Annotated in this window: 13 protein-coding genes and 1 tRNA gene; 3 read left to right on the top strand and 11 right to left on the bottom strand. The window is 70.0% G+C overall.

Features of this window, described 5'->3' with window-relative positions; translation table 11 throughout:
* Positions 1 to 8: 8 nt before the first annotated feature.
* From ACOACQ_RS13610 to ACOACQ_RS13595, 4 genes are all read right to left on the bottom strand, one after another.
* The gene (locus tag ACOACQ_RS13610) at positions 9 to 875 is read right to left on the bottom strand and encodes an SDR family oxidoreductase (RefSeq protein WP_378605877.1); all 867 of its coding nucleotides are present in this window, start codon (positions 873 to 875) and stop codon (positions 9 to 11) included.
* A 61-nt stretch (positions 876 to 936) separates the two neighbouring features.
* The gene (locus ACOACQ_RS13605; protein WP_420288505.1) at positions 937 to 1,809 is read right to left on the bottom strand and encodes a MaoC/PaaZ C-terminal domain-containing protein; all 873 of its coding nucleotides are present in this window, start codon (positions 1,807 to 1,809) and stop codon (positions 937 to 939) included.
* A gap of 15 nt (positions 1,810 to 1,824) precedes the next feature.
* Positions 1,825 to 2,259, bottom strand: coding sequence for an SRPBCC family protein (locus ACOACQ_RS13600; protein ID WP_378605885.1), 435 nt, complete (start codon positions 2,257 to 2,259; stop codon positions 1,825 to 1,827).
* Positions 2,260 to 2,303: 44 nt separating this feature from the next.
* Entirely contained in the window at positions 2,304 to 3,503 is a 1,200-nt protein-coding gene (locus tag ACOACQ_RS13595; RefSeq protein ID WP_378605888.1) for a lipid-transfer protein, read from the bottom strand.
* A 94-nt stretch (positions 3,504 to 3,597) separates the two neighbouring features.
* Between ACOACQ_RS13595 and ACOACQ_RS13590 the strand changes: the two genes are divergently transcribed.
* A complete protein-coding gene (locus tag ACOACQ_RS13590) occupies positions 3,598 to 4,302 on the top strand; it encodes a TetR/AcrR family transcriptional regulator (protein ID WP_420288504.1) in 705 nt (234 codons plus the stop codon).
* Here ACOACQ_RS13590 and ACOACQ_RS13585 read toward each other — a convergent pair whose 3' ends face one another.
* Together ACOACQ_RS13585 and ACOACQ_RS13580 are read right to left on the bottom strand one after the other, a co-directional pair.
* Positions 4,303 to 5,745: a VWA domain-containing protein gene (locus tag ACOACQ_RS13585; protein ID WP_420288503.1), complete on the bottom strand. Its 1,443-nt coding sequence runs from the start codon at positions 5,743 to 5,745 to the stop codon at positions 4,303 to 4,305.
* Between the two features lie 4 nt (positions 5,746 to 5,749).
* The gene (locus ACOACQ_RS13580) at positions 5,750 to 6,640 is read right to left on the bottom strand and encodes an AAA family ATPase (protein WP_378605900.1); all 891 of its coding nucleotides are present in this window, start codon (positions 6,638 to 6,640) and stop codon (positions 5,750 to 5,752) included.
* A gap of 146 nt (positions 6,641 to 6,786) precedes the next feature.
* Here ACOACQ_RS13580 and ACOACQ_RS13575 point away from each other — a divergent pair, with 146 nt between their 5' ends.
* A complete protein-coding gene (locus ACOACQ_RS13575) occupies positions 6,787 to 7,161 on the top strand; it encodes a hypothetical protein (protein WP_420288502.1) in 375 nt (124 codons plus the stop codon).
* Here ACOACQ_RS13575 and ACOACQ_RS13570 read toward each other — a convergent pair.
* Together ACOACQ_RS13570 and ACOACQ_RS13565 are read right to left on the bottom strand one after the other, a co-directional pair.
* Positions 7,158 to 8,030, bottom strand: a complete 873-nt coding sequence (locus ACOACQ_RS13570) for an alpha/beta hydrolase (RefSeq protein ID WP_420288501.1) — start codon at positions 8,028 to 8,030, stop codon at positions 7,158 to 7,160. The genes ACOACQ_RS13575 and ACOACQ_RS13570 overlap by 4 nt on opposite strands.
* Before the next feature lie 80 nt (positions 8,031 to 8,110).
* Entirely contained in the window at positions 8,111 to 9,412 is a 1,302-nt protein-coding gene (locus ACOACQ_RS13565) for an ABC transporter substrate-binding protein (protein WP_378605909.1), read from the bottom strand.
* A gap of 85 nt (positions 9,413 to 9,497) precedes the next feature.
* Between ACOACQ_RS13565 and ACOACQ_RS13560 the strand changes: the two genes are divergently transcribed.
* On the top strand, positions 9,498 to 10,577 hold the full coding sequence (locus tag ACOACQ_RS13560) for a diguanylate cyclase domain-containing protein (RefSeq protein ID WP_420288500.1): 1,080 nt from the start codon (positions 9,498 to 9,500) through the stop codon (positions 10,575 to 10,577).
* A gap of 29 nt (positions 10,578 to 10,606) precedes the next feature.
* Here ACOACQ_RS13560 and ACOACQ_RS13555 read toward each other — a convergent pair whose 3' ends face one another.
* From ACOACQ_RS13555 to ACOACQ_RS13545, 3 genes are all read right to left on the bottom strand, one after another.
* Positions 10,607 to 11,329 carry a DUF922 domain-containing protein gene (locus tag ACOACQ_RS13555; RefSeq protein WP_420288499.1) on the bottom strand — a complete coding sequence of 241 codons (723 nt, stop codon included), beginning with the start codon at positions 11,327 to 11,329 and terminating at the stop codon, positions 10,607 to 10,609.
* Between the two features lie 353 nt (positions 11,330 to 11,682).
* Positions 11,683 to 11,772: transfer RNA gene (locus ACOACQ_RS13550), tRNA-Ser, on the bottom strand.
* A gap of 63 nt (positions 11,773 to 11,835) precedes the next feature.
* On the bottom strand, positions 11,836 to 12,537 hold the full coding sequence (locus ACOACQ_RS13545; protein WP_378605920.1) for a hypothetical protein: 702 nt from the start codon (positions 12,535 to 12,537) through the stop codon (positions 11,836 to 11,838).
* Between the last annotated feature and the right edge of the window lie 19 nt (positions 12,538 to 12,556).

The raw sequence follows: 12,556 nt of genomic DNA, 5'->3' as shown, positions 1-12,556 counted from the left end.
CGTCTCCCTCAGAGTCGATCGGCGAGGTCGGCGATGGTCCAGGGACCGTCACTCTCGATGGTGTGGACGTCGTGCCAGCCCGCGAGCTCGGAGATGCCGCCGCCCTGGACGGCGTACACCTTGCCGGTGAGCTTGCAGTCGGGCGCCGAGAGCCAGGCGACCAGCGGCGAGATGTTCGAGGGCGCGAAGGCGTCGAACTCTCCCTCGGGCACCTCGGCCGCGAACAAGGCGCCCATGCCGGGCGTGGCGAGGGTCAGCCGGGTGCGGGCGATCGGTGCGATCGCGTTGACCCGGACGCCGTACCGCTCCAGCTCGTCGGCCGCCACCAGGGTCAGCGCGGCGATGCCGGCCTTGGCTGCGCCGTAGTTGCCCTGTCCGGCGTTCGGCATGAAGGTGCCCGACGCCGACGCGGTGTTGACGACCGCGGCGTTGACGTCGACGCCGGCCTTGCTCCGTGCCTTCCAGTACGCCGCCGCGTGGTGCAGCGGAGCGGCGTGGCCCTTGAGGTGCACGGTGATGACGGAGTCCCACTGCTCCTCGGTCATCGACGGGAGGAAGGCGTCGCGCAGGATGCCGGCGTTGTTGATCAGGATGTCCAGGCCACCGAACTCGTCGATCGCCTGCTGCACCAGGGCTTCCGCGCCGGACCAGGACGCGACGTTGTCGGTGTTGGCGACCGCGCGACCACCGGCCGCCCGGATCTCGTCGGCGACCTCCTGGGCAGGTCCGGCGTCGGCGCCGGTCCCCTCGTTGGAGCCGCCGAGGTCGTTGACCACGACGGCCGCGCCTTCGCGCGCGAGGAGGAGGGCGTGTTCGCGGCCGATGCCGCGGCCGGCGCCGGTGACGATGGCGACGCGTCCGTCAAGAGTTCCCATGAGTGCAGTCCTTTGTCGGTGGTTGAGGTGCGAGCGCAGCGAGCCTCGAAACCCGGTGGGGTCAGTGGTCGGTGAGGACGGCGAGGCCGTCCCGGATGACCAGGTCGCTGTCGACCGTGGTCTGGAAGCCGTACGCCGTGGTGCCGGCGTCGACCGTCGGGTCGTCGAGACGCCAGAAGCTGGTGGTGATGTCCTGGCCGGGCAGCACCGGCCTGGCGAACCGGACGGCGAGCCGCCGCAGGCGTCGTACGTCGCCGTCGGCGAGCTCGGTCAGCGCGGCCCAGGACGTGAACGCCATGGTGCAGAGGCCGTGGTTGATGATCCCGGGCAGGCCGGACATCTGCGCGATCTCCTCGTCGAGGTGGATCGGCATCGGGTCGCCGGACGCGGGCGAGTAGCGGAAGGTCTGGTCGTCATCGACGTGCTGGGTGACGACCACGTCCGGGTCGGCCGTGGTGACCGAGTCGGCCAGGCCGTGGCCGGGCGCCTGCTCCCCGACGGTGTCGCCCGCATCGACGCCGCGGAAGAACGCCGACAACCACTGCTCGTTGACGAGGCTGCCGTCGGCGTCGCGGGTCTCGGCGTACACCGTGACGGTGGAGCCGGTGCTGAGCGCGGCGTAGCCCGTGGCCCGGGCGCGACACGTGAGGACGTCGCCCGGCCGGATCGGCCGGTGGAAGTGGAAGTCCTGCTCTCCGTGGACCAGCTTCATCAGCAGCTCCACGGGCGCCACGCCGAGAGCCGCCGGCGCCAGCGAGAAGAACGTCGGCACCACCGCGAACACCGGCGGGGCCAGCTCACCGCGGAGATGCGCCTCGATCGGGTCGTTGGTGGCCGCTGCGTACTCGGCGATCCGTTCGGCAGTGACCTCGAAGACCTGGTCCTCGGTCCACTCGCCCAGCCCGGAGTCCTCGAAGGTCACTGCCGTCGTCATCGCTTCGTCGTCCGTTCAGGCCGCGACGAGGTCGGCGAACGTCGCCAGCGACTTCTCGAGGTCGCCCTGGGCGTTCTTGGCCACTGCCTTGCCGATCGGGCCGACGATCATCGCGCCGTTGAAGTCGGCGTCGATGGTCGCCGTCGAGCCGCCGTCGGCCGGGGCGACGGACAGGACGAACTTGATCTTCACGCCGGCCATGCCGAGACCCTCGATGGTCACGGTGTTCGGCGCCTCGAGCTCGGTGATCGTCCACTCGATCTTGTTCGCCATGCCCATCACCGAGACGACCTCGGTCACCTGGGTGCCGACGGTGATCTGGGCGGGCAGCTCGCTCTTCCAGTTCTGGTGGATGGAGAGCCACTTCTCCCACTCGGCGAGGTTGGACAGGTTGTCCCACGCGGTCTGGGGGTCGACGGGGAGGTTCTGGGTGACGGAAACGCTGGCCATGGTTGTTCTCCTGTTGGTGGTGGTGAAGGTGGACGTTCGAGGGGTCACTGCGCCTTGCGGTACGCCGTCACGACGACGGCACCGCCCAGGCCGATGTTGTGCTGGAGGGCGACGCCGTCCTTGCCGGCGGCGGACTCGACCTGCCGGGCGTCGGCGGTGCCGCGCAGCTGCCAGGTGAGCTCGCTGCACTGGGCGAGACCGGTCGCGCCGAGGGGGTGACCCTTGGAGATCAGGCCGCCGGACGGGTTGACGACCCAGCGGCCGCCGTACGTCGTGTCGTCGTTGTCGATGAGCTTGCCGGCGTCGCCGTCGGCACACAGTCCGAGCGACTCGTAGGTGAGCAGCTCGTTGGCCGAGAAGCAGTCGTGCAGCTCGATGACGTCGACGTCCTCGGCGCTGATCCCGGCCTGCTCGTAGACCTCGTCTGCCGCCCGTCGCGACATCTCCTTGCCGACCAGCGACTGGGCCGACTTGTCGGTGAAGGTGCCCTCCATGTCGGTGACCATCGACTGGCCGATGATCTCCACGGCCTGGTCGCCGAGGCCGTGCTTGTCGACGAATGCCTCGCTCGCGAGGATCACCGCGCCCGAACCGTCCGAGGTCGGGGAGCACTGCAGCTTGGTCAGCGGGCCGTAGACCTGGCGCGACGCGAGGATCTCCTCGAGCGTGTAGACATCCTGGAACTGGGCGTAGGGGTTGTTCGCCGAGTGCCGGTGGTTCTTCACCCCGACCTTCGCGAACTGCTCGGCGGTGGTGCCGTAGCGCTCCATGTGCTCGTTGCCGGCAGCCCCGAACATGTACGGCGCGGGCGGCATCGCGAACTCCTGCAGCTCGGCCAGCGCCAGCAGGTGCTTCATCAGCGGCTGCTCGCGGTCGTCGTACATCGAACCGAGCGAACCCGGCTGCATCTTCTCGAAGCCGAGCGCGAGCGTGCAGTCGGCGAGACCGCCGCGGACCGCCTGGGTCGCGAGGTAGAGCGCCGTCGACCCGGTCGAGCAGTTGTTGTTGACGTTGACGACCGGCAGCCCGGTCATGCCGAGCTCGTAGACGGCGCGCTGCCCTGCGGTCGACTCGCCGTAGACGTAGCCGACATACGCCTGCTGCACCTCGCGGTAGTCGATCCCCGCGTCCTCGAGTGCCTTGGTGCCCGACTCGCGGGCCATGTCGGGGTAGTCCCAGTCCCGTGATCCGGGCTTCTCGAACTTCGTCATCCCGACGCCGACGACATAGACCTTGTTCGCCATGAGGCGCTCCCTACGGTTCCTTGGACAAGATGTCCGGGCAAAAGTACGTTGGACAACCTGTCCAGTCAAGAGCCCGCGGCGGTAGTGTGCCCGCGTGGCGCGAACGACGGTCGACCCCGAGACAGCTCCGGACGGCCGCAACACCCGGTGGGACGACCACCGTGCCGAGCGGCACGAGCGGATCCTCACCGCAGCCATCGAGGCGATCGACGCCGAGGGCGGAGCGATCGGGGTGGCGGCCATCGCCGACCGGGCCTCGGTCCCCCGCTCGGTCGTCTACCGCCTGTTCGAGAACCGCGACGACCTCGACGAACAGATCCGGAGCCGGATCGTCGACAACCTGATGACCGATCTCGCCCCGGCGCTCGACGCGACCGGCTCCATCCGGGACGCGATCGAGGGTGCGAGCGCGACCTACGTGGGCTGGGTGGCCGGGCACCCGCGGCTGCAACAGTTCCTCGGCACCGGCTCGGCCACGCGCCGTCGTACCGGATCACGGGTCGTGACCGGCACCCGGACCGCCATCGCACGCGGCCTGGCCCAGCTCCTGGAGGCCGAGCTCTCGCACCTGTCCACCGATCCGCCGCCGACCGGCGCCGCCGAGAACCTCGCGTTCGGAATCGTCGGGCTCGTCGACGGTGCGGTCAACCGTTGGGTGGCGCACCCGGAGTCACGGAGCACCCCCGAGGAGCTCGTCGCGTTCCTCACCGGTTCGGTGTGGAGCGTCCTGTCGTCCCACGCCGAGCACCTCGGCGTGCCGCTGACGCCGGACCAGGCCCTGGTCTCCCGGCGGGACTGATCACCAGGCGAGCTCGTGCACGAACTCGCTGAGCTGGTTGAGGTTGCGGCACTCGATCATCCGCACGATCTCGCCGTACGTCGGCGCGGCCGAGTCACCCGTCCCCCAGTTGCGCTCGTGCTCGGGGTTGAGCCAGAACGACCGCTTCACCGAGCCGGCGAGCTGCTTGAGGGTGTCCTCGTGGAGGTCGCTGTAGTTGGAGCGGGCGTCGCCGAGGATCAGCAGGGTGGTCTTCGGGCCGAGCGCGTCGGCGTGCTGCTCGGCGAACTTCGTGAAGACGCGACCGTAGTTGGTGCGGCCCCACAGCGCTGCGTGGCTGGCACTGGCCGCGAGGTCGGCGAGGACGTCGACGGGGTCGGCGCCGGGGCGGAAGTGCCCGGTCACCTCGTGCACGTGGTCGATGAACGTGAAGGCCCGCATGCTCTGGAACACCTCGCGCAGGGCGAACACGAACAGCAGCGTGAACTGCGCGAAGTTGGCGGTCGAGCCGCTCACGTCGCAGAGGACGACGAGGTCGGTGCGGTGCGGTCGCTTGGGCCGGTGGTGGGTGGTCATGGGTACGCCGCCGGTGGCCATCGACGCACGCACGGTCCGCCGGAAGTCCAGCGGCGCCGAGCGGGAGTGCCGGGAGTGCTGTTCCTTCGCGAGCCGGGTGGCGAGGCGCCGGGCGAGCGGGAAGATCTCCTTGCGCATCTCGTCGAGGTCCGTGCGGCGCGCCGCCATGAACGCGAGGTTGTCGATGCTGGGGCGCACCGCCACCTCGGCGACGTGGTCGGGCCCCTTCTCCTCGGCGATCCGTCGGCGGGCATCGCTCTCGACCAGAGCCGTGAACTGACCGATCCGCCGGTTGGCGATCCGGCGGGCGTCCTCCTCGTCGGCACCGTCGGCCATCAGGCCCTGGACCAGCCGGTCGACGAGCTCCTGGGGAGCGACCCGCTGCAGCGCGGTGTACGCCGACCACGAGGAGAGTCCGGGACCGCGCCCGGGCATCGAGCCGAACGTGCCGACCATCTCGGCCGCCATCCGCTGCAGCTCGGCCGGATCCATGGCGCCGGACTCCAGCATCTCGGCCAGCCGGTCGCGGAAGCTCAGCAGGGCCTCGGCGTTGTCGCGGACCGGGCTGGCCTCGCCCTGCTCGCCCTCACCCTCGCCGGCGCCGGCAGCGGCCAGCGCGGCGGCCCCGTTGCCGACCATCCCGGGGAAGTAGACGTCGAAGAGCGCGTCGAACGTCGTACGTTGCGACTGCTTCTTGACCATCGTGGCGGCGAAGGCGTCGCGCACCGTGTCCCGACTCGTCCAGTGCAGCGCCGACAACGCCGCCACGGCGTCGAGGTCCTCGGCCAGCGACACGGACAGCCCGGCACCCCGCAGCGCCTCGACGAAAGCGAGGTGCCGGTCGAGGAGGCCGGAGTGGTCGGCGCGATCAGGGCGGTCGGAGGTCATGGCGTCAGGCCCGGTTGAGCTTGAGTTCCTTGATCGCCCGCTGGTGGTCGGACTGGTGCTTGAGCACGGCACCGAGGGTCTCGGCGATGGCCTTGTCGTCGAGGTCGCGGATCTCGAGGGCGATCAACGTGCGCGCCCAGTCGACGGACTCGGCGATGGACGGCGCCTTCTTGAGCTCGAGCTCGCGCATCCGGGCGACAGTGGCGACGAGCTGCTCGGCGATCCGGTCGTCCAGCCCGGGTACCTGCTGCTGGAGGATCTCCCGCTCCCGCGCGGCGTCGGGGTAGTCGAGGTGGAGGTACAGGCAGCGACGCTTGACCGCCTCGGACAGCTCCCGGCTCGCGTTCGAGGTGAGTACGACGAAGGGCCGGCGCGTGGCGGCAACGGTCCCGAGCTCGGGGATGGTCACCTGGAAGTCGCTGAGCACCTCGAGGAGCAGGCCCTCCACCTCGATGTCGGTCTTGTCGACCTCGTCGATCAGCAGCACCGTCGGCTCGTCGCGTCGGATCGCGGTGAGCAGCGGCCGCGTCAGCAGGAACTCCTCGGTGAAGATGTCGTCGTGCGTGGCGTTCCAGTCGCCGCCGTTCGCCGAGCCCGACGCGTTGGCGGCCTGGATCCGCAGCAGCTGCTTCTTGTAGTTCCACTCGTACAGCGCACGCGCCTCATCGAGTCCCTCGTAGCACTGCAGCCTCACCAGTTCCGCACCCGTGGCGCGGGACACCGCCTTGGCGAGCTCGGTCTTGCCGACACCGGCCGGTCCTTCGAGCAGGAGAGGCTTCTCGAGCGCGCCCGCGAGGTAGGTCGTGGTGGCAGTCGCAGCGTCGGCGAGGTAGCCGGCGGCACCGAGCCGGGCGGCCGCGTCGGCCGGTGATTCGAACCAGGTCATGCGGCCCATCCTGCCCGTCTGGTGGCTGGTCCGGACATCCACACCCCCGTTGTTGTCTGGTGGATCACGCGTGACGAGTCGTGACCCCGACCCCTCCGACTCGTTGAGATCGACAACAGACCGTCGATCAAACAGAACGCGCAGGGGGGCTCCGGATGACCGATCTCGTGCTGCCCGCCCAGCGGTTCAAGGTCGCCGTCCAGGCGATTCGTGCCGCCAGCACTGCGGGCGCGATGACCCTCCTGGTGGGCTTCGGCGCGGTCAACGTGATCACCACGCCCCAGCCGAGCGCACCCGCCGAACAGATCGGCATGCAGTCCGGTCCGCTCGACGACATGATGCAGCGCAACCGGTGCTCGTTCACCGGCTTCGACCGCGACGTGATCCCGAGCAAGGCGATCGTGCGCACCCCCGAGGGCGAGACCGAGCTGGTCTCCTTCGACCACGGCTGGGCCGTGTTCAGCGGCGACGTCGCCGGCGAGCTCGTGGCCGTGTGCCTGGGCGCCCCGGCGACCACCGCCACCGGCTAGGCCAGGGCCCCGCCCAGGAACGCCAGCACCGACGGGGCGATCCGTCGCCAGTAGCCACTGTCGTGGTCGCCGAGCTCGAAGGCGCCGGCCGGGCGACGGGCGAACCCTTCGACGTACTCCTTCGACGCTGCGTAGAACGGGTCCCCCTCCCCGCAGTCGATGCGGACCGCAATGCCGTCGAGGTCCTGCTGGCGCCCCATCACCGTCGTCGCCTCGAAGTCCGCCCGGTCGTCGTACGCGCCGGGTGCGGTGTCGTCGAAGTCGCGCCACAGCGCGGGCGACATCGCGGCAACCGCAGGCACCCGATCGGCGCCGAGGAGCGCGGCGAGCCGCAGGACTCCGAAGCCGCCCATCGACCAACCGATCAGGCCGATCCGGCTCGTGTCGAGGTCGTGCTCCTCGAGCAACGGCAGGAACTCGTCGGTCAGCATCGTGCCGGCGTGATCACCGTCGGCGCGGTCGTGCCAGTACGACTCCCCGCCGTCGACGCTCGCGATCGCGAAGGGCGCCACACCGTCCGCGACGGCGGCCGCGAGGAACCGGTCGAGGCCGAGCCGGTCGGGGCGGAACGCCGACGTGTGGTCCTGCCGGCGCCCGTGCAGGGCGATGACGACCGGCAGCGCGCCGGTCACCCCGGGCGGGCGGGAGATCGCCCAGCCGACGTCCTTGCCACGCGCCCGGGACGGGAAGGTGCCCTTCTCGAAGGCGCCCGCCTCGACATCCGGTACGACGCCTTCGGCTCCGTCACGCCCGAGGTGGTGGTAGAGCCAGGCCCGTCCGGGGAGCACCTCGATCTCGATGCCGACGAGCGCCGCGCCACCGCCGACCGCGATGCCGGTCCCGCCGAGCAGGAGCGCCCGTCGGCTCATTCGTGATCGCTGCGCGTGGCCCATGGTGCTGATGATGACGCGCGACCCGCGTGACGGGTTGTCCGACACGGACGCCGACGTCAGCGGAAGCCGTCGTTGTCCTCGAGGTCGCCCTGGACGAAGACGGCCGCTTCCTCCAGCGCCGGGCCGGCTGTCCTTCCGGAGAGCGCGACCGAGACGGCCTGCGCGAACTGGCTGCTCAGGACTGCGTAGCCCGGGGTGACAGGTCGGGGCACCGCCACGCAGTCCGCCGTGGGCTCGGCGTTGCCGCAGCTCCTGACCAGCTGGTCCGCAAAGAGCGCCAGCGGACCGTCCTCCGCGTAGAGGCTCGAGGCCTCCAGCGCTGACGAGTTGCCGGGGACCGCACCGTTCGCGTCCGCCATCCGGAGCACCTCCTCGTCCTCCAGGAGGTGGGCCAGGAACGTCGCTGCTGCCTGCTGCTGGGCGTCACCGCTGGCCGTCACGGTCCAGGCCCACGAGCCCTGGCCGGTCTTGCTGCCCTTGCCGAGGTCCGGCAGCGGCAGCACGAGCAGGTCGTCGCCGAGCGCCGCTGCGTAGTCGCGGTAGGTCCAGTGCCCCACCCAGGACAAGGGCGCGCGCCGGGAGACGAACGCGTCGTCCTCCTCGTTCGGGTCGACGTACGGCGCCCAGCCCTGGAGCGTGGCCAGCGCACGCCGGGAGGCGGCACCGTCCAGCCGGCCGGTCGGCGACAGTGATTCCTGGTCGATGAGGCCACCACCGGCGGAGGCGACGAGTGGTGCGAATCCGTAGGTCAGCCACTCCCCCACGCCGTAGTTGAGCTTCACGTCCAGGACCTTCCCGTCGGCGTCCTCCTTCGCGAGCGCTGCCAGGGCGGCACCGAACTCCTCGGCGCTCCAGGCGTCATCGACGGACGTCGGCCACTCCACCCCGGCTGCCTCCAGCGCCCGACGGTCGGCGTACAGACCGAGACCTGAATCGAAGGTGCCGACCGCATAGGTGCGGCCACCGTGCGAGCCCTGGGCCTTGAGGGACGGCAGCTGCCTGGCCAGCACCGCGTCGGGGAGGAGACCGTCGAGAGGCACGAGGGCGCCCTGGTGGACATAGCCGGCAAGCAGCGGTCCGTCGACCTCGGCGACGTCGGGTAGGTGACCGCTCGCCACCGCCGTCTGGAGGGCGTCGTTGTAGTCGCCCTCGGCGATCAACCGGAGCTTGACCTCGAGGTCGTCGTGGCGGTCGTTGAACGTCGTCACCTGCTGCTCGAGGACCGCGCGTTCAGCATCCGTGCCGTCGTGGGCCCACACCTCGATGGTGACGCGGTCGGGTCCGGGGTCGGCTGCGCAGCCGACGGCCACCAGCAGGGAGAGCAGGCCGGCGAGGAGCAACGCCCGCACGGGTTTCATGAAGACAGGCTTCGGCCGGGATCCGGCTCATCTGAGGACCCGTTCGGCCGATCAACAAGAGGAATCTGCAGGGAAGGGCGCGAGGATGCACAGGGTCACATCGCTGGTGACGTCGATGCTGGTGGCGGCCGCGCTCCTCGGACTCGCCGGCACGACGGCTGCGGCCCTGACCGCCATTTCTCGGGCCAATGATCGCGTGGTCTCCACCCGCGAACTGGTGTCGCAGTTCGCCTTGCTGCGCGAGGCGCTGTCCGAGGAGTCCTTCGCCGAGGCCGGCTACCGCCGCTCCGCCAGTGACGAAGCATGGCAACGCGTGGAGGAGGCGGTAGCGGCCATGCCACTGCTGATCCAGCAGGTGCGCGAGGAGGTTCCCAGCAGCAACGGGCTCGCGCTCTCCCAGCTCAGCGTCCTCAACGCCCGCTACGTCCGCCAGCTCCGCGCCACGCGCGACACCCCGGCCACCGACGGCGACGACCGCGTCGCGGGCCCGGCGCTGGACGCGATGCGTGCCCTGTTGGAGGCCACGATCAGTCGGCATCGCGATGCCGTCACCGAGGCAACCGAGCAACAGTCGGACCTGACCCGCCGCCTCAGCGTGCTGTTGTCGAGCGTGTTCGCCCTCGCGTTCGGCGTCCTGGTGTGGGTGTTCCGGCTCGACCGTCGCGAACAACGCAGGCTCCGTCGCGAATCGGCCGCCCACAGGACGCGGGCGCTCACGGACCCCCTCACCGGACTGCCGAATCGCGCCGCGTTGCTCGGCACCATGGAAGCCGAGCTGGCGCGCGCGGACACGCAGGCCGCCCTGCTGTTCCTCGATCTCGACAAGTTCAAGCCCGTGAACGACACCTGGGGACACCACGCGGGCGACGCCCTCCTCCAGCAGGTCGCGCTCCGGCTGCAGGACGCCGTGCGAGAGGACGACTTCGCTGCGCGACTCGGGGGCGACGAGTTCGCCGTGTTCTTGCCCCGGGGCAGTGGTGTCGAGGCGGTCGAGGCACGCATCCTCGCGGCATTCGCGCGCCCGTTCGAGGTGGCTGGCCAACCCTTCGACCTGCACACCTCGATCGGCATGGCCCGTTCCCGCGGCGCGAGCCAGGATCCCGACGAACTCCTCCGCCGCGCCGACGAAGCGCTGTATCGAGCCAAGCGAGCCCGCTGCCCCTGAGCCCTTCGGGCGGACGAGGCCGCGCAGGGTCACTCCTCGACGGGCGACGTCGTTTCGCCGGACTCCGGCGCTGCTTCTGCGTCCGGGGTCGGCGCCGGGGCCGGCGGGGCCGGGGCCGCCGCGCCGGCGATCACGACGGCGTACGGATCGAGCTTGTCCTGGTCCTTCTGGTGTTCCTCGATCCAGGTCACCCACTTCGCGTCCAGGTCCACGCCCGCCTCCGCCGTCGCGTCATCCCAGGACGTGGCCGTGCTGGTCGTGAACGTGTACGCCGACAGGCGCGCCTTGAGGGTGGCCTTCCACGTGTCGGCGACACCCTCGTGCAGGGCCTCGTGGGCGCGCAACGCCGTGTGGGCAGCGGTCCACTCCTTCTTGATCTTGGTCGGCGCCCAGGTCGGCATGTCGACCGACTTCTTCACATCGACGGTCGACGCCTTCACCTTGACCGTCCAGGTGCCGTCCTTCTCCTTGGCGTCGAAGGTCCGCGTCATCGAGAAGGCAGCCTGGGTGTGGGCGGCCTCAGGTGCGTACGGGCTGTTGGCCGCGAGCCAGGCCAGGACGGTGGTGGCGTCGGAGTCCGCCTTCGCGCCGACGGCGTACCGCTGTACGCCCAGGAGTCCGGCCACGGCGCCGTTGCCCGCCGCGCGTTGCAGGGCCAGCACACCTTGCGGCGTCCGGCCCGCGGTCGTCTCGCGGACGGCGGCGTCCTGTCGTTCAGGGTCGGCACCGTGTTGGTGCCCGGCGAGCGCCATGGATCCGACTGTCGCACCCCTCGCCGGGGACTTCAACGAAGCGCGGGCTACCCGTTCGGGCAGATCTCACGGCGGCGGACTACGGCGGTGCTGTAACACGCTGTCCACCCCACTGGCCGACCGAAAGCATCGCAAATGCAGTGCTGTACGGGGTGCCTGGTGCTGACACGGGGCGCCTTGCGGGGCGGACAGCGTGTTACAGCCGGAACGGGCGCCGACACCGGCGGGATCCGTCGCGAGTTCACCATCGACGTCAACCGCGACCACTCAACCGCGACCGCCCACCCAGAAACCAGAAAGATCCGAACCCCCAATGAGGGTTCGGATCTTTCCTGTCTCTTGCGAGATCACAATGGCGGTGGCGGTGGGATTTGAACCCACGGTGGGTTTGACCCCACACAACATTTCGAGTGTTGCACCTTCGGCCGCTCGGACACGCCACCGCCGGAGAGGCTACCGGAGCAGGGTGGGGGTGCTGAAATCCGGCACCCCACTCGCGGCGAGTGTCAGCGGGCGATGCGCCCGTGCACCGGACGCGGCGCGAGGACGCTGGCGCTCGTAGTGCCGATAGCCGTGTACGCGACGGACAGCTCGGCGGCGGACATGTCGAAGGCGATCTCTCCGACGACCTCCGGGTCGGACTCCTGCGCCGTGAGTAGCTCGACTGTGTGCGAGCCGGCCGCAACGGGGACGATGACGGTGATGACGCCGTTGCCGGAGTCACCTTCGGACGCGAAGGTCAGGCCGTGCACGACGTCGATCTGCTTGCCGTCGATGAACAGCGTGAAGAGCAGCGTGTCGAAACCAGCGACGTTCTTGTCGTCAGCGGCGTCGATCGTGGCCGTGATCTGCACGAAGCCCTTCCTGGAGGAGAAGGTCGTCGCGACCGGGATGTCGAACGCCGAGAAGCCGTAGGCCTCGTTCATCACGGCACCCCACAGGCGGGGGTCGTCAACGATGTCGCTGGCGCTCACGCTGTCGTTCCTGATGTCGGCGCCAGTGAGGGTCTCGTTCCTGACGTCGGTGCCCGTCAGGCTCTCGTTCGTGACGTCGATGGTGGACACCGTGCCGTCCTTGATCTGCTTGCCCGTGATCAGGGCACCGGCAACGGCGCCCCCGGTGCTGCCCATCAGGAGTACGACGACGAGAAGGGCGAGGCTCAAAGGGGTGATTCCGCCGAAGAATCGGCGGCGTGTCGGGGTGGTCAACGGAACTCCTACAGTTGGT

The organism is Nocardioides sp. CPCC 206347 (genome assembly GCF_048654605.1).
GTDB lineage: Bacteria > Actinomycetota > Actinomycetes > Propionibacteriales > Nocardioidaceae > Nocardioides.
This window is presented reverse-complemented; position numbering and strand designations above follow the sequence as displayed.

What these genes read in the sequence shown, in the direction of transcription:
- ACOACQ_RS13610 (WP_378605877.1), bottom strand. Translation starts at nt 875, where the DNA reads ATGGGAACTCTTGACGGACGCGTCGCCATCGTCACCGGCGCCGGCCGC.
- ACOACQ_RS13605 (WP_420288505.1), bottom strand. Translation starts at nt 1,809, where the DNA reads ATGACGACGGCAGTGACCTTCGAGGACTCCGGGCTGGGCGAGTGGACC.
- ACOACQ_RS13600 (WP_378605885.1), bottom strand. Translation starts at nt 2,259, where the DNA reads ATGGCCAGCGTTTCCGTCACCCAGAACCTCCCCGTCGACCCCCAGACC.
- ACOACQ_RS13595 (WP_378605888.1), bottom strand. Translation starts at nt 3,503, where the DNA reads ATGGCGAACAAGGTCTATGTCGTCGGCGTCGGGATGACGAAGTTCGAG.
- ACOACQ_RS13585 (WP_420288503.1), bottom strand. Translation starts at nt 5,745, where the DNA reads ATGACCTCCGACCGCCCTGATCGCGCCGACCACTCCGGCCTCCTCGAC.
- ACOACQ_RS13580 (WP_378605900.1), bottom strand. Translation starts at nt 6,640, where the DNA reads ATGGGCCGCATGACCTGGTTCGAATCACCGGCCGACGCGGCCGCCCGG.
- ACOACQ_RS13575 (WP_420288502.1), top strand. Translation starts at nt 6,787, where the DNA reads ATGACCGATCTCGTGCTGCCCGCCCAGCGGTTCAAGGTCGCCGTCCAG.
- ACOACQ_RS13570 (WP_420288501.1), bottom strand. Translation starts at nt 8,030, where the DNA reads ATGAGCCGACGGGCGCTCCTGCTCGGCGGGACCGGCATCGCGGTCGGC.
- ACOACQ_RS13565 (WP_378605909.1), bottom strand. Translation starts at nt 9,412, where the DNA reads ATGAAACCCGTGCGGGCGTTGCTCCTCGCCGGCCTGCTCTCCCTGCTG.
- ACOACQ_RS13560 (WP_420288500.1), top strand. Translation starts at nt 9,498, where the DNA reads ATGCACAGGGTCACATCGCTGGTGACGTCGATGCTGGTGGCGGCCGCG.
- ACOACQ_RS13555 (WP_420288499.1), bottom strand. Translation starts at nt 11,329, where the DNA reads ATGGCGCTCGCCGGGCACCAACACGGTGCCGACCCTGAACGACAGGAC.